The organism is Micromonospora sp. CPCC 205739 (assembly GCF_036906795.1).
Classification (GTDB): Bacteria; Actinomycetota; Actinomycetes; order Mycobacteriales; family Micromonosporaceae; genus Micromonospora.
In genome coordinates, this window is record NZ_JBAKHS010000014.1 from 83,415 (window position 1) to 100,127 (window position 16,713).

The window sequence follows — 16,713 nt, forward strand, 5'->3', positions numbered from 1 at the left end:
CCTCGGGGCGGCACGGCGTACGGCGTCACGCGGGACCCGGGTTGTCGCCCCTCCCCCGGCCGGCACCGGCCTTGCGGTCCGGGTGCCCCGGGGCGCAGTTGTTGCTCGTCCGCGTGACCGTGTACTCGGTGTCGTCCCGGGTGATACCGGAGGGCGAGCCGTCGAAGTGGGTCTCCACCTTCTGCCAGCCCCGGCGCTGCTCGTAGTGCAGGTGCGGCGCACCGGAGTTGCCGGTACTGCCGATCCGCCCGATCTGCTCGCCCTGCTCGACCCGCTGACCGACCCGGACCAGGGGCGGTTCCAGCAGGTGCAGGTACTGCGTCTCCCACTTGCCGCCGTGGTCGATCTTCACCCAGTAACCACCGCCGCGACCGCGCGGGCCGTCCGGCCGCTCGGGGGTGCGGTCGCCCAGCGAGCCGTTGATCCCGGCGACGGTGACCGTGCCGGCGTAGGACGCGAGCACCGGTCGGCCCCACGCCTTTCCCTCGGTGGGGAACAGGTCGACGTCGTAGTCGTCGTGGCCGGGGTACGTGCCGAGCTGCCAGGTCTCGCCGCAGGCGACGGGAAGCTGGAAGAGCGGGCGCGGACCCGGTGGCCGCAGCAGCGGCACGACCACCACGGCGAGGGCGAGCAGGGCGGCGACCGCGCCGAGCACGAGTACGGCCCGGACGGCGCGGCTCTGCACTCGGCGGCGAGTACGGAGCTTCGGTGGGTGGCCGGTCGTCACCGTCCCGAGCATGGCAGACGGCACCAAGGTCCAGCCACGACGGCGTACGCGCTGCGGCCGGGACGGCGGCGCCGCGACCCCCGACGTTGACATTTTCCTTCAGTTGAAACCTCTGCAACGAAGGGTATCGACATAGACGGTGGTAACGCTATAGCGTGCCGGTCACGACGAGCGTCAATCTCTGTCGGCACCCCCGCAGTCGCTGAAGGAGCGCCATGGCCACCTCACGATCCATCCGTCTCCCGCGCCGAGGTGTCCTCGGCATCCCCCTGCTGCTGACCGCCTCGGCCCTGGCCACCACCGCCCGACCCGCCAAGGCGAGCGCCGCTGGAAAGATCGAGTGCCTGGCCGACCTGCTCGGGGCGTCCTGATGGCGACGATCCCCTGGCTGGTGGACGTCCTGCGGGCCGCGGGCGTGCAGGTCGTCGTGGAGGGTGACTGGCTCAACCGGATGCGCCCGGGCTCCTTCGACCCCATCGGGGTGTTGTGGCACCACACCGCGGCCACCTCCAGTGCCAGCAACCCGCACCCGGCCCTGAACATCTGCATCAACGGCCGGTCCGACCTGCCCGGGCCGCTCTGCCAGGCCCTGGTCGACTATCACGGGGTCTTCCACGTGATCTCGGCCGGCCGGTGCAACCACGCCGGCACCAGCGGAGGCAGCGGACCGATCCCCGCCGGTGACGGCAACACCCTGATGATCGGGTGGGAGATCGACTACAACGGTGTCAACCAGGAGATGACGGCGGCGCAGTACGAGGCGTCGCTCGCCGCCACCGCCGCCGTACTGACCCGGCTGGGCAGGGACGCCAGCCACGCCCGAGGGCACCGGGAGACCAGCACCACCGGCAAGATCGACCCGTCGTTCATCGACCTGAACGTGATGCGGGCCGACGTGGCGGCGCGGATGGCCGGCGGCGGCACCCCCTGGAGTTCGGTGGTGGACAACACCACCGCCGGGCGGTTCAGCGCCAGCGCCAACTGGGGCGTCTCGTCCTTCTCCGGGCAGCGCTACGGGGCCGACTACCGCTACGCCGACCCGGTCGCGGCCAGCGACGCCGCCTGGTACAAGTTCAACGTCCCGGCGACGGCGAGCTACCGGGTGGAGGCATGGTGGCCGGCCAACGCCGGTTACAACGGCGCGACCCCGTACGTCGTCGCCACCACCACCGGCAACCGGACCGTCTACGTGGACCAACGGTCGTACGGCGGGCAGTGGCGTTCCCTCGGCACCTTCACGCTTCCGGCGGGGGATGCCAACCGGGTGGCCGTGAGCCGGTGGAGTTCCTCCGGCGGGTTGGTCATCGCCGACGCCGTCCGACTGACCCGCGTCTGACCGATCCGAACGCCGACCAGGGAGTCAGGTGTGCGGTCGCGGCGTCAGGCGAGCCGGATGGCCGAGGCGCCGCGGCCGCGCACCGAACGGCTGATAGCGGGGCCGCCCGTCCAGTAGAAGCAGCAGATTCCCCGCTCCCCCCGCCGTCGGCGCTGCATGGTCGTCACCCGCCCGCCACCGGGCGGTGCCGGCCAGGAAGTCGAAGTCGCCCGTCATCAGCCCACCGGCCCCTCGGCGCGGGTGTCGGCCAGGTAGCCGGCGAGGTCGGGCCGGGCGGCGGCGAGGACGTGCCGGACCCAGGCGGCCCGCTCGTGCTCCAGCACACCCAGTTCCCAGACGCAGCCCACCCCGGGCCTGGGCATCGGCACGAAGCGCGCCGGGTCGTCGTCCGGGCAGTCCAGCGCGGGCTGGCCGGCGACCGCGATCCGGCACTCCACCACGTTGTCCCAGAACCAGCTGTACGCCAGCAGGTAGGCGCCGCTGTCGGCGCCCCGGTGCAGCACCACCCAGCTCGCCGGCGGGGTGCCGCCGTCCGGCTCGGGCAGCAACCGGGGCAGGTACGCGTACGCGGCGGTCACCACCGCCGGTTCGAGCCGTCGGTCGGGCTGGTCGATGTGGTAGCGCTTGACGTGCCGGCCCGCGACCTCGACGACGCCGGGCACGGTCAGTTCCTTCTGTCGGAATGCCATGCCGGGACGGTAGGACCACTCCCCTGACAGCTACTGTCAGCAGATGCGGGCCAGCCGCCTCCTGTCCATCCTGCTGCTGCTGCAGAGCCACGGCCGGCTCACCGCCGCCGAGCTGGCGCAGCGGCTGGAGGTCTCCGTCCGGACCATCTACCGCGACGTCGAGTCGCTGCACGCCGCCGGGATCCCGCTGTACGGGGAGGCCGGGCACACCGGCGGCTACCGGCTGGTCGACGGCTGGCGGACCCGGCTGACCGGGCTCACCGCGGAGGAGGCCGACCGGCTGCTCTTCGCCGGCCTGCCCGGCCCGGCTGCCGAGCTGGGCTACGAGTCGGTCGTCGCCACCCTCCAGCTGAAGCTGCGGGCCGCGCTGCCACCGCCCCTGGCCGACCGGGCCGCCCAGCTCCAGCAGCGGTTCCACCTGGACACCCCCGGCTGGTACTCCGACGGCGATCCCTCCCCGCACCTGGCCCCCACCGCCGACGCGGTCTGGCGCCAGCACCGGGTACGGGTCGACTACCGCAGCTGGCAGGGCGAGGTGAGCCGCACGCTGGAGCCGTACGGCCTGGTGCTCAAGGGCGGCCGTTGGTACGTGGTGGCCGCCCGGCCGGAGCGCCCCGAGCCGGCGACCTACCGGGTGAACCAGATCCTGTCGCTGACCACGCTCGACGAGCCCTTCGACCGGCCCGGAGACTTCGACCTGCCGGGGTGGTGGCGGGCGCACGTGCTGCACTTCCGGGCCCGACTGCACCGCGACGAGGCGACGATCCGCCTGTCGCCGCGGGGGCGGCAGCGCCTGCGCGAGATCGGCACCGACGCGGTGGTCGCCGCGGTCGATGCCGGCGCCGGCCCACCGGACGACGCGGGCTGGGTGCGCTCGGTGATGCCGATCGAGTCGCTCACCCACGCCCACGGCGACCTGCTCCGGCTCGGCGCCGAGGTGGAGGTGCTCGCCCCCGCCGCGCTGCGGGACCGCCTGGCCGACACGGCCGCCGCGCTCGCCGCGCTCTACGCCCGGCAGCCGTCGGAGGGGGAGCCGCCGGTCGGGTGACGGCGCTCGGACCTCAGCGCAGGCCCGCGAAGAGGTCGTCCTCGGGCAGCGGCGCGCCCGTCGTGTCGTGGACCCGGACGAAGGTCTCCACGCCCATCAGTTCGGTGAACCGCTCCCGGCCCAGCTGGAGGAAGAAGATGTTCTCGCTCTGGCTGGAGTGCGCGGCCAGCGCGTCGAACTTCTGTGCGCCGTACCTGCTGGTGTCCACCCAGGTGGTGATCTCCTCGTCGGGCAGGCCGATCTGCGGTCCCGACTCGGACGTCACCTCCGGCTCCGCCCAGTCGACGCCCAGCTCCTTCATCACCCGACCGAAGTCCTCGATCATGGAGCGCGGAGCCGTCGTCCAGTAGACCTTGGCAGGGATGCCGGTCAGCGCGACCGCCGCCATCGTGATGCGGTGCGCCTGGATGTGGTCCGGGTGGCCGTAGAAGCCGTTCTCGTCGTAGGTGACGACCACGTCCGGGCGGTAGCGGCGCATCAGCTCGGCCAGCCGGTCCGCCGCCTCCGCCACCGGCGTCTTCCAGAACGATCCGGGCAGATCGTTGGTCGGCCAGCCCATCATCCCGGAGTCGGCGTAGCCGAGCGTCTCCAGGTGACTGATCTTCAACGCCGCGCAGCTGGCCTCCAGTTCGGCCTGGCGCATCGCCACCACGGCGGCCGGCTCGTGCCCCGGATCGCCGGGCTTGACCCCACCGGGGCCGTCGCCGCATCCCCCGTCGGTACAGGTGACGAGGACGGTCGAGACCCCCTCGACCGCGTAGCGCGCGAGGACACCACCGGTACTCGTCGCCTCGTCGTCGGGGTGGGCGTGCACCGCCATCAGAGTCAAGGATCGCTCAGCCATGCCCACACCCTACGAGCGCCACCGGGACCGCGAGGGGCCATCGGGCCGCCGCCGCTCGACGCCGGCCCGGTACGGCTGCCCCGCGTGCTCGTCGGCCGCGGCGCGGGCCGCTCGCTGCCGGCACCGCTACAGCTCCGTGGGATGCAGGTGTCGGCGGTAGACGTCGCGGCCGGCCAGCCACATGGCGATCGCTTCGGTGCTGCCGGTCAGCACCGGCCCGCGCCCACGGGCCACGTCCAGGTCGGTGGGGACGACCCGGTGGTGCCGCAGCCGGTGGATCCCGAGGATGGTCCCCTCGCGCAGCATGGCCCGCCGCACCACCTCGGGGATCTCCCGGCTGCGGCCCAGCGGGAACAGCACGTCGTGGTGGTGCACGGCCAGGTCGCCGAGGAGGAATCCGGCTGCCAGCCGCGCGGTCCACCGGGGCCGCTCGGCCCACTCGCGTGCCCGGTGGAGCAGTTCGGTACGCGACCGGGTCCGTTGCGCGGCCACGATCCGCGCGTTGGCGCGGTTCACGTTGCCGCCGGCCCTGAGGTAGTGGTCCAGGTGGTCGTCGATGCCGACGACGTGTGCCAGCACGTCGCGGGGCGCCCATCCGGCGCAGAGGGTGGGGCCGGAATCGAACACCTCCTCCTCCAACGACGCCACCGTGGCCAGGAACGCCAGTCGTTCCGTGCGCAGAGCCTGCACCGCCGAACCGGCCGCTCTCGTCATCGCTTCCTCCTACCTGTCGCGCGTGGTCGCCCGGTCGCGGGGCGGGGTTGTCCTGTCGGGTGACGGGTTGCGGGGCTCAGCGGCCAGGGAACTGGGTGCGGAGGAAGGCGTCGAAGACGCGGGCGCCGAGCAGTCGGCGGGTGTGGACCATGATCTTCGCGGCGGCGGTGACGACGTAGCGGGCGCGGGGACGGCGGGCGGTGGCGGCGTGGTCGATGGCTCGGGCGACGGCCTCGGGCGGTGCTGACATGGTGCGGTTGGCGTAGCCGCGCGCCATGGACTCGTCGACGGCCTTGTTGAGCGTGGCGTACGGGCCGCTGTGGACGGCGCTGCCGGCCAGGGTGCCGGCGGCGGTGTCGCCGAAGCCGGTGCGGATCAGGCCGGGCTCGATGAGGCTGACCTGCACGCCGAACGGGGCGGCTTCGAACCGCAGGGCGTCGGTGATGGCTTCCACGGCGTACTTGCTGGCGTGGTAGTAGCCACCGCCGGGGAAGACCAGCCGGCCGCCCATCGAGCCGACGTTGATGATCCGGCCACCGCCCTGCCGGCGCATCGCCGGCAGCACCAGCTGGCTGAGCCGGGCCAGCCCGAACACTTTGGTCTCGAACTGCGCCCGCACCCGGTCCAGGTCGGCCTCCTCGATCACCCCGTACTCGCCGTAGCCGGCGTTGTTGACCAGGACGTCGATCGCGCCGTGGGCGGCCTCGACGTGGGCCACGGCTCTGGTCATGGATTCCTCGTCGGTGACGTCCAGGGCCAGGGTGTGGCAGCCGGCGGCGGCGAGGTCGGCGATGGAGTCGATCCGGCGGGCGGTGGCGTAGACGGTGCAGCCGCGGGCGAGCAGGCGTTGGGCGGTGGCCCGGCCGATACCCGACGAGCAGCCGGTGATCAGTACGACGGTCATGACGGTCCTCCTGGGAGCGGGTGCCGGCGGCGCACCTCGGTCGGACAGGTCCCGCGTCCACCGAACCCGCCCCTCTGACGTGCTGACAATTCTTGCTATTAATGTCAGCGTGTCAACGTGGCAACCGTCACCCGCCCCGGAACTCCGCCACGGCGTCGAGGGCCCGGCCGGGGCCGGGCCCTCCTCCTGGCGGCTGGGTCACTCCTGCCACTGGTGGGCGACGTCGAGCACGATCCGGCTGTGCGTGCCCGGGCCTGCCAGCACGAACGTCCGGAACGGCAGCCGGGCCCGCACCCCGACCGCGAAGGTGGTGTAGCCCTCGAAGCTGCCGCCGAAGACCACGTCCCGCAGCGTCGGGTAGCGCAGCACGTTCGCGGCGTGCTCACCGACCCGGTAGGGGACGGTGGCGACGTGCCCGTCGTCGTACGCCGGGGCCTGCAGCGAGACCCGCAGCAGCGCGCCCCCGGCGGTGTACGGCGACAGCGCCAGCCCCTCGCCCTCGGTCCACGTCTCGCCGTAGGTGACCGTGTAGCCGTTCACCGGCCCGGCGAACTCGAACACCACCCGGTCGAAGCAGTCGTGCCGACCGGTACGCACGTTGATCAGCGGCGCGCTGCTGAGCGTGCCGGCCGACTTCTCCCCGCTGCCCCAGGTGATCCCGCAGTACGGCGATCCCGTCGCCGCGGCCCTGGTGGTCGCCGCCGTGCCGGTGCCCGCGCCGGCGACCAGCCCGCCGAGCACGACGACCAGCGCCATGAGTCCACTTCTGATCCTCATCGTCTCCTCCTGTGATCCCGCTTCGATGGCTTCCCCCGGCGTCGTCGCCGGTGACGTCGAGTTCACGGTGGGACGCGTCCACGGCAGCAGCTTCACCGTGGGGTAACTGGCGTGTAACAGCGGGCAGCGGGGCGAAATCCGGTTGCCGGGTGCGCGGGGCTCGGGGAAGGTGTTGCCCATGACGTTCTGACGGACCGCACCCGCTCCCCCGAGGCTCCCCGGCGCCGACGCGCGCCGTGCTGCCGTCCGTCCACATCCTGATCAGGAAGAGAACGTCGTTGTCCGAGCACCTCCCCCGGCAGGAGTCCCTGCCGCAGTCCACGCCGGCCGCGGGTACGGCCACGGTCACCGTGTTCGCCTCCACGCGGAGCTGGATCGAGTCCGATGCCGTCGCACAGTGCCATCAGGTGGCCGCCCTCGACGGCATGATTCACGTCGCCGCCATGCCGGACCTGCACCCCGGCAAGGGCGCCCCCATCGGCGCCGCCATGGCATCGACCGTGCTCTACCCATTCCTGGTGGGTTCCGACATCGGGTGCGGCATCTCCGTTTTCCCGATCAGGCTCCGGCGTGCCGTGCCCGAGCGGCTGGCCGCCCGGTTCCCCGACCTCGACCGCGCCCTGGACCCCGGGCAGGATGCCGACGACCCGGCCTGGGCGGTCGTGGCGGGCGACATCCCCGCCGGTCACGTCGAGGGGCTCGGGACGGTCGGCCGGGGTAACCACTTCGTCGAGCTGGCACGGGTCGGGTCCGTCTTCGAGCCGGAGGACGCGAGCCGCCTCGGCATCGCCGCCGGCGACCTCGTGCTCGTGGTCCACAGCGGTTCCCGAGGGCTGGGTGAGCGCATCCTGCGGGCGCACACCGAGGTGCACGGCGCGGGCCCCGCCCCTGACCCCGCCGGCTACCTGGCGCAGCACGACGACGCCGTGCGCTGGGGTTCGCTCAACCGGCGGCTGCTGGCCGCCCGGGTCGCCCACGCCCTGGGCGCCGAGCCCACCGAGCCGATCGTCGACCAGTGCCACAACCTCGTGGAGATCCGCGACGGGGTCTACCTGCACCGCAAGGGCGCGGCGCCGGGAGACGGCCGCGACGTGCTCATCGCCGGTACGCGAGGCACCGCCTCCTACCTCGTGGCCGCCCACGCCGGCCCGGCGGCGAACCACTCGGTGGCGCACGGCGCGGGCCGCAAGATGTCGCGCGCCGACGCCCTGCGCCGGGGCCGGGCCAAGCACACCGTCGAGGAGCTGCGCCGCACGCCGGTGGGGTCGCTGGTGGTGTGCGGCGACCGCCAGCTTCTCTTCGAGGAGGCACCCACCGCCTACAAACGCATCGAGCAGGTGATCGCCGACCTCGTCGACCACGAGCTGGCCACGCCCGTGGCCACCACGGTTCCCCTGGTCACCTACAAGACGCCCGACCTCGGGTCCCCGAGCCGACCGGACCGCCGCGACCACCGCCGCGCGCGAGGCCGGCAGTGAGCGTCCACCTGCTGCTGTCGGCCGGACGGGGCCCGCAGGAGTGTGCCTGGGCGCTGGCCCGGCTGCTGGGGCGGCTGGAATCCGACGCCGTCCGGCAGCATCTGGAGATCCATCGGATCCAGACCGTTCCCGGTGACCGGCCCGACACCTACCGATCGGTCCTGATCCGGATCGACGGAGCCGGCGCCGAGGAGTTCGCCGGTTCGTGGACCGGAACGCTGTGCCTGCAGGCCCCCAGCCCATACCGGTCCGGCGCCGGCCGGAAGAACTGGTACGTCATCGCCCGACCGTGCCGGGTGGACACCCCGCGTACGCCGTTCGTCGAAGCGGACGTCGACGTCGTCGCCTGCCGCACCGGCGGTCCCGGCGGCCAGCACCGGAACAAGGCCAGCACGGCGGTACGGGCCATCCACCGCCCCACGGGGATGGTCGTGGTGGTCGACACCGAGCGGCAGTTCAGCCTCAACCGCCGCATCGCCCTGCGGTTGCTGCGGGAGCGCATCGAGCAGGGCGACGAGGCGGCGGGGCGGGCCGTCACCGCCGCCCGCCGGCGTATCCACGACGAACTCGTCCGGGGCAACCCCACCCGAGTCGAACGGCTCGACCCGTCCGGGCCGGAGGCGCCTCCGCAGCGGCGACGGCGGTCCAGCCGGGTGCCCAGCCCGTCGCGGTAGCGACGTCCGACCGGCGCGGGCACCGGTCACGGCAGAAGCCGTGGCGAGGTACACGCCCACTGCACGAGGTCGGGGAACACCGGCACAGGCAGCGAGGCCGGGCCACCCCCGGACAGCGAGGAAGGCCGGACCGAGCGGTGCCCGCCGCGATGAGCGGCAGGCCGAGTTGCTCGGAACGGCCTTCCTCGATATCGGTCAGCGTCGAGGCGGGCTAGACCTCCGACCGGCCGCCCTCCGGATCGTGCCGGAGGGCGACGCAATCACTTGTTGCGCAGCGGCGCGAGGGCCCGGCTCCAGGCGACGACCTGGTCGAGGGTGGTGGTGAGGGCGTCGCGCTGGTGGTCGCCGGGCTTGAAGGTGCTGAAGTTCTCGAAGTCGGTGTACAGCGAGAGGGCGACCTGGGCGCGGACGTCGGCCATCTGCAGTTCGCCGGCGATGAGGCGCAGGTGCTCGACGGCGCGGGCGCCGCCGAGGCCGCCGTAGCTGACGAAGCCGACGGCCTTGTTGGTCCACTCGTTGAAGAGGAAGTCGATGGCGTTCTTCAGGGCCCCGGAGGTGGAGTGGTTGTACTCGGGGGTGACCATGATGAACCCGTCGAACGAGGCGATCTTGTTGGCCCAGGCGAGGGTGTGCGGCTGCTGGTACTGGCCCATGGACGGCGGGTACATCTCGTCGAGGTGCGGCAGCTTGTAGTCGAGCAGGTCGACGAGCTCGAACTCGGCGTCGCTGCGCTGCGCGGCGACCTCGTGCACCCACTGGGCGACGGCGGCGCCGTTGCGGCCCGGTCGGGTGCTGCCGATGATGATTCCGATCCTGGTCATCTGCGGTTCCTCTCGGTGGCGAACACCCGGACAGGTGTTCTTGCTTCGCGTCGCAACTATAGGTCGCCCGTTTTCTTCGTCAAGCAAGTACGCTTGGAGTCATGTCCGTCGTCACACCGCAGCCGACACCGGCCCCGGAAGGGGTCCAACCGCTCGATCCGGACGAAGAGGCCGTCGTCCGGTCCCTCAATCGCGTCATCTACGCCCTGCCCCGGGCGATCGACGCGGACATGGTCCGCGCCCAGCGTCTTCCCGCCATCGAGTACCTGACCCTGATGCACCTCTCCGAAGCACCCGACCGGCGGCTGCGGATGAGCGAACTCGCCAGCGCCTGCGAGATGTCGCTCAGCGGCATGAGCCGGGTGGTGCAGAAGCTGGAGAGCCAGGGGTACGTCCGGCGGGTCCGGTGCGAGGAGGACGCCCGGGGCTGGAACGCCGTCCTCACCGACGCGGGCTTCGCCCGTTTGACGGAGGCCTGGCCCGCCCACCTCGCCGCGGTGCGCCGGCACTTCCTCGACCACCTGGCGGGCCTGGACCTCAAGAAGCTCGCCGCCGCCCTGCAGAACGTCGCCACCTGAGCGAAGGGCGGGCCTCGACACCCTCGTGGTGCGCGACCCGCCCAGACCTTGCCCGGGACGGCCTCAGACGGCGGTGCCGAGCGAGCCGCTGATCGTCGGCCGCTGCGCGGCACCACCCTCGCCGGGCGCGGTCGCCCTGGTCACCGTGCCGGCGGCGGCGTCCACCGTGATGATCTCCCCGGTGCGGATCGCTCGGGTGGCGCCCGGGACGCAGATCACGGCGGGGATGCCGTACTCACGGGCGACGGTCGGACCGTGGGCCATGATCGCGCCGGTCTCGGTGACCAGCGCGGCTGCGGTCAGGAACAGGGGTGTCCAGCCCGGGTCGGTGGTGGGCGCGACCAGGATGTCGCCGGATTCGATGTGGGCGGTGGCGGGGTCGTGGACGACCCGGGCGGGTCCGGTCGCCCTGCCGGCGGCGGCTCCCACCCCGCGCAGCGCGCCGCTCGGGGCCGGTGCCGGCGCCAGGACGGCCTCGACGTCGGTGCCGTCGGAGAGTACGGCCACCGGGACGCTCGTGCGGCGCAGTTCCCGCTGGTGTACCGCGCGGCGGGCGGCGACGGTCGACCGGTGGTCGGCACCGTCGTGCACGGCGGTCTCCGCCTCGTCGAGGGTCAGGAACATGATGTCGTCGGGCTGCTCCAGCAGCTGCCGCTGCATCAACTCGGCGCCGATGAGCAGCATTTGCCGGCGCATCTCCCGCAACTGGTACAGGCCGGCGAACTTGCCGGCCTCCCGCAGCCCGGCCAGCATCCGGGCCCGGCGCAGGAGGAAGCCGGCGAGGCGACCGCGGACGGGCCGGCGGCGGCGTACCCGGGCCGCGAGCTGTTCCAGGGTGGCTTCGGCGGTCGCCGCAGCCCGGGCGAACCGGCGGTCGGGGGCCAGCTCCGGGTCGGTGACCCGCAGGTAGTTGGCGAGGGCGGCGAAGACCGGGGTCGGGTCCTCCGCCCAGCGCGGCACGCCGAGGTCCACCTCCGCGGCGCCGCGGTGGCCGTACTTGTCCAGGAAGGCCGCCAGGCCGAAGTCGGGCAGCGTTCCCCGCGCGTACGCCTCGGCGAGCTCCGACGGCGCGGTGGTGAGCAGCAGCTCCCGGTGCTCGCGGGCCTGTCGGCTCAACGCCCACAGCGCCAGGTCCATCTCGATGGTGACGTTGTGCGGCATCCCGCCCAGCACCGTGTTGATCTCGTCGGGGCCGGCCACTCCCCGCAACAGCACGGGCGGCAGCGCGGAGGCGAGCATGCCGGCGACGATCGGCCAGACGATCTCGTCGGAGCCGTCCGAGGTGTCCACGGCGCGCACGAACCGCAGCCGCTCGGCGGCGGTGTCCAGCCCGGCGGGAGCGGCCGAGTCGACCCTCAGTCGCTCGACCTCGTGGGCCAGGCGGATCCGGGCGGCCTCCGGGCGGGCCAGCGCCCGGACGACCCCGGTCACGGCACGCAGTCCGGTCCGCAGGCCGGGCCCCGTCCCAGCGCGGCGAGGGGTGGCACCGGGCTGCGGCGCGAATCGCGGATCGGCGAGGACGTGTTCCATCACGGCCTGGGCGCGCGGGCCGAAGTCCACCGCCATCAGTTTGACCAGTCGCTTACGGGCGGACGGGTGGCGCGCGAGGTCGGTCAGGTCGCCGTACAGCCGGCCGCCGATGTCGGTGATCTCCACGGTGAGGCCGATGGCAGCCAGCATCGCCGCCACCAGCGACTTCAAGGTGGACATGCCCATCGGGGTGACGGGTTGCAGCATGCCCTGCACGTGCCCGAAATCGAGGTAGACCCGGGGAGCCGGTCGCCCCGTCTCCGGCGGCAGCGGGAACAGGGTGGTGATGGGCCGCGACTGCAGCAGCCAGAGGACACCCTCCCGGTCGTACGCCCACTCGACGTCCTGCGGTCGCCCGAAGTGGTCCTGCAGCCGTCGGCCCGCGGCCCGCAGCTCGTCGAGCTGGGCAGCGGTCAGCAGCCCGGCGCCGGCGGCCGGCGATCCGTCGAGGACGTACCGGTCGACGCCGGCGCTGCCGTCCACGACGGCGGTGCCCAGTCCCGCGGCGGCCTCCACCATCATCTCGGTCCGGCAACCGGTGAGCGGGTTAGCGGTGAACAGCACCCCCACGACCACCGGGTCGATCATGCGCTGAACCACGACGGCCATGCGCACCGACCGCTGGTCGATCTGGTGCGCGGCGCGGTAGGCGACGACGCGGTCGTGGTGCAGCGAGTCCCAGCAGGCCCGGATCGCCGTCAGGAGGTCCGGGACTCCGGCGACGTCGAGGAACGTGTCCTGCTGGCCGGCGAAGCTGGCGTCCGGCAGGTCCTCCGCCGTCGCGCTGGAGCGCACCGCCACCCGGCCCGCGCCGAGCCGTTCGTACGCCTCGGCGACCTCGGACTCCGGGACCACCCCGAGCTCGTGAGCGGTGGTGGTGACGCAGAAGCCCTCCGGCACCCGCTCGCCCGACCGGGCCATCTCCCCCAGTCCGGCGGCCTTGCCGCCCACGAGGTCGGCCAGGTCGGCGGTCAACTCGGACAACGCGACTACGCGCACGCGAACCCCCACTCTTGACAATGCGTATGCATTGCAAAGTCAGGGTACGCCCATCGCAATGCGACTGCAATGCATCCCCGTGCTCAGCTCTGGTGGGTGAGCCGGCTGCGGTAGGTGCGCGGAGAACAGCCCATGGTCCGCTTGAAAGCCACGCTGAAGGCGCTCTCCGAGCCGTACCCGACGGACCGGGCGACGGTCGCGAGGGTCTCGCCACGGCGGATCCGCTCGGCTGCCAGCTCGACCCGCCAGTGGGTGAGGTACTCCAGCGGACCCTTGCCGACCACGTCCTTGAACCGGGCGGCCAGCGTGGACCGGGAGACGGCCGCGACTCGGGCCAGCTCCGCCACGGTCCAGGGGTGGGCGGGTCGGGCGTGCATCCCGCGCAGCGCGGCGGCGACCGTCGGGTCCGCCAGTCCGGCCAGCCAGCCAGCCGTCCGGCCCGGATCGCGCTCCAGATGCAGGCGCAGGATGCGGATCAGCATGACCAGTGCCAGGTGTTCGGCGACCAGCGTGCCCCCCATCGGCCGGCGCCGCAGTTCGACGTCAATCTCGCCCACCGCCCACCGCACCGTCGCGGCCTCCGGCGTCGAGGCGGACACGTGCAGGACCGGCGGCAGATCGTCGAGCAGCAGCTCGCGAGCCGGCCCGACGAAGTTGAACCCGCCGCCGATGAGGAACGCCTCGTCGCCCTCTCCAGCCCGGGCCACGCCGTCCCCGGCCGCCGCGAAGAGGAGATGCGACGGTTCGGCCGGCAGGTCCAGGTCGCTGGCGAGGGTGAACGGGTGCGGCCGGGTCAGCACGAAGCAGTCGCCCTCGCGAAGCCGGACCGGATCGGGCAGGCCGTCCACCCGGAGCCAGCAGTCGCCCCGGCGGACGGCGTTGAACTTCAGCCCGGTCGGCGGCGGAAAGGCGACCGCCCAGCGCCCACCGCCGGACATCCCGCACGACAGGTAACTCGACACCTGCAGCAGCGACAGCACGTCCTCCAACGGGTCCATCCCTGCCCCCTTGGACGCACACGAAAGAATGTAAGAGTTCAGACTATAGGCAGTCCACGCCGAGCGCTCGTAGCGTTGCCACCATGACCAGCACCAAGCGCGTGATCACCCCGTTCACCGCCCACGCCACCGCCGCCGAGATCCTCGACGGCGTCGACCTCATCGGACGCCGGATCATCGTCACCGGCGGTGCCTCCGGCATCGGCGCGGAAACGGTGCGTGCCCTCGCCGCAGCGGGGGCGGAGGTCACCGTCGCCACCCGTGAGCCCGCGCGGGCGGCGGGCCTGGTCGAGGAGTTCGCCGCGGCAGCCCCGGGCGCCGTCCGGGCCGCGGCGCTCGATCTGGCCGACCTGGACTCGGTCGACGCCTTCGTCGCCGGCTGGGAGGGCCCACTGCACGCCCTGATCGCCAACGCCGGGATCATGGCGGTGCCGCAGCGGCAGCTGACCCCCGAAGGTTGGGAACTCCAGCTCGCCACCAACTACCTGGGCCACTTCGCGCTCGCCCGCGGGCTGCGCGACAACCTCCGGGCCGCCGGGTCGGCCCGCGTCGTGGTGGTCAGCTCCGGCGCTCAACTGCGGGCCGGGGTCGACTTCGACGACCCCCAGTTCGCACGGCGCGCGTACGACCCGTGGACGGCGTACGGCCAGTCCAAGACCGCGGACGTCCTGCTCGCGGTCGGCATCGCCCGCCGGTGGGCCGGCGACGGGATCACCGCCAACGCCTTCACGCCGGGGTACGTCCACACCAACCTGCAACGCCACCTCGACGCCGACACCATGCGCGCCTTCGGGGCGATGGACGAGGCGGGCAACCTCGTCACGCCGTCGTACTACAAGAGCCCGGCGCAGGGCGCGGCGACCTCGGTGCTGCTCGCCGCGTCGCCGCTGGTCGAGGGCGTCACCGGCCGGTACTTCGAGGACAACCAGGAGGCGGAGGTCGTGCCGGGCGGCCCGGAGCCGGCCACCGGCGTGGCCGAGCACGCGGTCGACCCGGCCGCCGCCGACCGGCTCTGGGCGTACGCCGAACAGGTCCTCGACGCCCGGTGAGCAGCGCGGGTGTGGCCCGCCCCTCAGCTACCTGACAGGTCCACTCGCGGTGGCCGACGCCACCGCCTGTCCCCATCCGGAGGTTCTGATGTCACATGACACCGCTCAGGAGGCAACGGTCCGGGAAACGGTCCAGACCTTCTTCCAGCTGCTCGGCGCGGGCGATCCGGACCACATCGCGGACGTCTTCGCCGAAGAGATCGACTGGTACGTCCCGGGTGACGAGAGCCTGCCCTGGACCGGGCGCCGCACCCACCGCCGGGAGGTACCGGAGTACTTCAGGCTGCTGTGGCCCGCCCTCGTTGCCGGGGAGAGCGTCGTCGAGTTCGACAAGCTGCTCGTCGACGGCGACGACGCGGTGTGGCTGGGCCGTTTCACCCACACCGTGAGGGCGAACAACCGCACCTTCACCACGCCGGTGGCCTTCCACCTCACCGTGCAGAACAGCAAGATCGTCCGTCTGCACCTGTACGAGGACACCCACGTCGTCGCCCAGGCCGTCGCTGCCTGACACCTCAGCGCCGTGAACGGCGCCCGCCGTCGGGCCGGCCCGAGGCGGTACGCGCACCCCTGCCGCGTCTGCGCAGCGAGAGGGCGGGCATCGGTCCCCCGGACCGGTGCCCGCCCTTCAGTCACTCGACTCCGGATAATCAGCGGTAGTTGGCGCGGCCCGCCTCGGGGATGACCATGGTGGCCTCGTTGCTGGCTTCCGCACCCCGTCCGCCCAGCGGCTGGGCCGGCGGCATGGTGGCCATCGCCGCGTCGGCGTCCCGGCGACCCGCCTGGTAGGCGCGGGTGTGGGTGGCGATGGTCTGCGACTCCTCCTGGGCGCGGGTGAGCCAGTTCTCCCAGCGGCTCTGCATCGGGCGGACCAGACCACCGCCGACGCCGACGACGAGGATGCCACCGACGGTGGCGAGCACGGCGATCAGCACCGGGGTGGTGACGGCGGTGGCCACGCCGATCTGGTTGAGCGCGGCGATGATGCCCAGGCCCAGGATGAACACCGAGGCGATGGTGGCCAGGATGCGGCCGTAGGACAGGCCACCGAGTGCGCTGGAGATGAGGTCCTTGACGGCCTTGGCGATCGCGGCGGCGACGACCACGATGACGATGGCGACGAACGCCTTCGGCAGCCAGGCGACCACACCGCGGATCAGGTCGGAGATCGGGTTGGGACCCCAGATGCCGAAGGCCAGCTGCAGGGTGACCAGCAGGACCCCGTAGTAGGCGAGCTTGGCGACGATGTCGCTGGCGTCGTACTTCGACCGGGCCAGCGCGGTCTTGATGCCGCCCCGCTCGACGGCCTTGTCGAAGTGGACCCGCTCCAGGACCTTGTCCACGATCTTCAGTACGGCCTTGGCGATCAGCCAGCCCACCACGAGGATCGCCACGAAGGCGACCGCCTTGGGCAGGAACAGCATCACCGAGCGGAGCGCGTCACCCACCGCGTCACCAAAATTGTCTCTCATCGAATCGCCTTTCATGCCTATAGAAGCATTTCCAGGACCCGATGTACCCGCCCGCGTGACACTCAAAACCGCTCC

At 72.5% G+C, this 16,713-nt stretch carries 18 protein-coding genes; 8 read left to right on the top strand and 10 right to left on the bottom strand.

Annotated features, from left to right (window positions below; genetic code table 11):
* Positions 1–25: 25 nt before the first annotated feature.
* A complete protein-coding gene (locus V6U88_RS20600) occupies positions 26–739 on the bottom strand; it encodes a M23 family metallopeptidase (RefSeq protein ID WP_334455287.1) in 714 nt (237 codons plus the stop codon).
* A 203-nt stretch (positions 740–942) separates the two neighbouring features.
* Here V6U88_RS20600 and V6U88_RS20605 point away from each other — a divergent pair, with 203 nt between their 5' ends.
* Both V6U88_RS20605 and V6U88_RS20610 read left to right on the top strand, forming a co-directional pair.
* Positions 943–1,098 carry a hypothetical protein gene (locus V6U88_RS20605; RefSeq protein ID WP_334455289.1) on the top strand — a complete coding sequence of 52 codons (156 nt, stop codon included), beginning with the start codon at positions 943–945 and terminating at the stop codon, positions 1,096–1,098.
* A complete protein-coding gene (locus tag V6U88_RS20610; RefSeq protein ID WP_334455291.1) occupies positions 1,098–2,063 on the top strand; it encodes a golvesin C-terminal-like domain-containing protein in 966 nt (321 codons plus the stop codon). Before V6U88_RS20605 ends, V6U88_RS20610 begins: the two co-directional genes overlap by 1 nt.
* Positions 2,064–2,278: 215 nt before the next feature.
* Here V6U88_RS20610 and V6U88_RS20615 read toward each other — a convergent pair whose 3' ends face one another.
* On the bottom strand, positions 2,279–2,752 hold the full coding sequence (locus V6U88_RS20615) for a hypothetical protein (RefSeq protein ID WP_334455293.1): 474 nt from the start codon (positions 2,750–2,752) through the stop codon (positions 2,279–2,281).
* 43 nt (positions 2,753–2,795) lie between these two features.
* Here V6U88_RS20615 and V6U88_RS20620 point away from each other — a divergent pair, with 43 nt between their 5' ends.
* Positions 2,796–3,800 (top strand): helix-turn-helix transcriptional regulator, encoded by a 1,005-nt coding sequence (locus V6U88_RS20620; protein WP_334455296.1) that lies wholly within the window; start codon positions 2,796–2,798, stop codon positions 3,798–3,800.
* Between the two features lie 13 nt (positions 3,801–3,813).
* Here the strand turns inward: V6U88_RS20620 and V6U88_RS20625 are convergent, their stop codons facing one another.
* The 4 genes from V6U88_RS20625 to V6U88_RS20640 all read right to left on the bottom strand — a co-directional run bounded on the left by V6U88_RS20625 (position 3,814) and on the right by V6U88_RS20640 (position 7,039).
* Positions 3,814–4,644 (bottom strand): PIG-L family deacetylase, encoded by an 831-nt coding sequence (locus V6U88_RS20625; protein ID WP_334455299.1) that lies wholly within the window; start codon positions 4,642–4,644, stop codon positions 3,814–3,816.
* Positions 4,645–4,770: 126 nt separating this feature from the next.
* On the bottom strand, positions 4,771–5,358 hold the full coding sequence (locus V6U88_RS20630) for a maleylpyruvate isomerase family mycothiol-dependent enzyme (protein WP_334455300.1): 588 nt from the start codon (positions 5,356–5,358) through the stop codon (positions 4,771–4,773).
* Positions 5,359–5,434: 76 nt separating this feature from the next.
* Positions 5,435–6,262, bottom strand: coding sequence for an oxidoreductase (locus tag V6U88_RS20635; protein WP_334455302.1), 828 nt, complete (start codon positions 6,260–6,262; stop codon positions 5,435–5,437).
* Between the two features lie 198 nt (positions 6,263–6,460).
* The gene (locus tag V6U88_RS20640; protein ID WP_334455303.1) at positions 6,461–7,039 is read right to left on the bottom strand and encodes an AMIN-like domain-containing (lipo)protein; all 579 of its coding nucleotides are present in this window, start codon (positions 7,037–7,039) and stop codon (positions 6,461–6,463) included.
* A 278-nt stretch (positions 7,040–7,317) separates the two neighbouring features.
* On the opposite strand from V6U88_RS20640, the gene V6U88_RS20645 reads away from it, so the two are divergent.
* Both V6U88_RS20645 and prfH read left to right on the top strand, forming a co-directional pair.
* Complete coding sequence (locus V6U88_RS20645; protein ID WP_334455305.1) at positions 7,318–8,517, top strand: RNA ligase RtcB family protein; 1,200 nt, start codon at positions 7,318–7,320, stop codon at positions 8,515–8,517.
* Positions 8,514–9,191, top strand: coding sequence for a peptide chain release factor H (gene prfH / locus V6U88_RS20650; protein WP_334455306.1), 678 nt, complete (start codon positions 8,514–8,516; stop codon positions 9,189–9,191). The genes V6U88_RS20645 and prfH overlap by 4 nt, the downstream gene beginning before the upstream one ends.
* Before the next feature lie 260 nt (positions 9,192–9,451).
* Here prfH and V6U88_RS20655 read toward each other — a convergent pair whose 3' ends face one another.
* Positions 9,452–10,012 carry an NADPH-dependent FMN reductase gene (locus V6U88_RS20655; protein ID WP_334455309.1) on the bottom strand — a complete coding sequence of 187 codons (561 nt, stop codon included), beginning with the start codon at positions 10,010–10,012 and terminating at the stop codon, positions 9,452–9,454.
* 101 nt (positions 10,013–10,113) lie between these two features.
* On the opposite strand from V6U88_RS20655, the gene V6U88_RS20660 reads away from it, so the two are divergent.
* Entirely contained in the window at positions 10,114–10,590 is a 477-nt protein-coding gene (locus V6U88_RS20660) for a MarR family winged helix-turn-helix transcriptional regulator (RefSeq protein WP_334455312.1), read from the top strand.
* Positions 10,591–10,653: 63 nt separating this feature from the next.
* Here V6U88_RS20660 and V6U88_RS20665 read toward each other — a convergent pair whose 3' ends face one another.
* Together V6U88_RS20665 and V6U88_RS20670 are read right to left on the bottom strand one after the other, a co-directional pair.
* Complete coding sequence (locus V6U88_RS20665; protein WP_334455314.1) at positions 10,654–13,119, bottom strand: PEP/pyruvate-binding domain-containing protein; 2,466 nt, start codon at positions 13,117–13,119, stop codon at positions 10,654–10,656.
* Positions 13,120–13,202: 83 nt separating this feature from the next.
* Entirely contained in the window at positions 13,203–14,117 is a 915-nt protein-coding gene (locus tag V6U88_RS20670; RefSeq protein ID WP_334455316.1) for an AraC family transcriptional regulator, read from the bottom strand.
* Between the two features lie 83 nt (positions 14,118–14,200).
* Here V6U88_RS20670 and V6U88_RS20675 point away from each other — a divergent pair, with 83 nt between their 5' ends.
* Positions 14,201–15,166, top strand: coding sequence for an SDR family NAD(P)-dependent oxidoreductase (locus V6U88_RS20675; RefSeq protein ID WP_334455318.1), 966 nt, complete (start codon positions 14,201–14,203; stop codon positions 15,164–15,166).
* An 88-nt stretch (positions 15,167–15,254) separates the two neighbouring features.
* Positions 15,255–15,677 carry a nuclear transport factor 2 family protein gene (locus tag V6U88_RS20680; protein ID WP_334455321.1) on the top strand — a complete coding sequence of 141 codons (423 nt, stop codon included), beginning with the start codon at positions 15,255–15,257 and terminating at the stop codon, positions 15,675–15,677.
* A 139-nt stretch (positions 15,678–15,816) separates the two neighbouring features.
* On the opposite strand, the gene V6U88_RS20685 is transcribed toward V6U88_RS20680, so the two are convergent.
* Positions 15,817–16,638: a mechanosensitive ion channel family protein gene (locus V6U88_RS20685; RefSeq protein WP_334455324.1), complete on the bottom strand. Its 822-nt coding sequence runs from the start codon at positions 16,636–16,638 to the stop codon at positions 15,817–15,819.
* Positions 16,639–16,713 lie beyond the last annotated feature (75 nt).

Coding starts and splice junctions, on each gene's coding strand:
- V6U88_RS20615 (WP_334455293.1), bottom strand. CDS start 2,752: ATGGCATTCCGACAGAAGGAACTGACCGTGCCCGGCGTCGTCGAGGTC.
- V6U88_RS20635 (WP_334455302.1), bottom strand. CDS start 6,262: ATGACCGTCGTACTGATCACCGGCTGCTCGTCGGGTATCGGCCGGGCC.
- V6U88_RS20675 (WP_334455318.1), top strand. CDS start 14,201: ATGACCAGCACCAAGCGCGTGATCACCCCGTTCACCGCCCACGCCACC.
- V6U88_RS20640 (WP_334455303.1), bottom strand. CDS start 7,039: ATGAGGATCAGAAGTGGACTCATGGCGCTGGTCGTCGTGCTCGGCGGG.
- V6U88_RS20660 (WP_334455312.1), top strand. CDS start 10,114: ATGTCCGTCGTCACACCGCAGCCGACACCGGCCCCGGAAGGGGTCCAA.
- V6U88_RS20600 (WP_334455287.1), bottom strand. CDS start 739: ATGCTCGGGACGGTGACGACCGGCCACCCACCGAAGCTCCGTACTCGC.
- V6U88_RS20680 (WP_334455321.1), top strand. CDS start 15,255: ATGTCACATGACACCGCTCAGGAGGCAACGGTCCGGGAAACGGTCCAG.
- V6U88_RS20620 (WP_334455296.1), top strand. CDS start 2,796: ATGCGGGCCAGCCGCCTCCTGTCCATCCTGCTGCTGCTGCAGAGCCAC.
- V6U88_RS20625 (WP_334455299.1), bottom strand. CDS start 4,644: ATGGCTGAGCGATCCTTGACTCTGATGGCGGTGCACGCCCACCCCGAC.
- V6U88_RS20685 (WP_334455324.1), bottom strand. CDS start 16,638: ATGAGAGACAATTTTGGTGACGCGGTGGGTGACGCGCTCCGCTCGGTG.
- V6U88_RS20610 (WP_334455291.1), top strand. CDS start 1,098: ATGGCGACGATCCCCTGGCTGGTGGACGTCCTGCGGGCCGCGGGCGTG.
- V6U88_RS20605 (WP_334455289.1), top strand. CDS start 943: ATGGCCACCTCACGATCCATCCGTCTCCCGCGCCGAGGTGTCCTCGGC.
- V6U88_RS20630 (WP_334455300.1), bottom strand. CDS start 5,358: ATGACGAGAGCGGCCGGTTCGGCGGTGCAGGCTCTGCGCACGGAACGA.
- V6U88_RS20655 (WP_334455309.1), bottom strand. CDS start 10,012: ATGACCAGGATCGGAATCATCATCGGCAGCACCCGACCGGGCCGCAAC.
- V6U88_RS20670 (WP_334455316.1), bottom strand. CDS start 14,117: ATGGACCCGTTGGAGGACGTGCTGTCGCTGCTGCAGGTGTCGAGTTAC.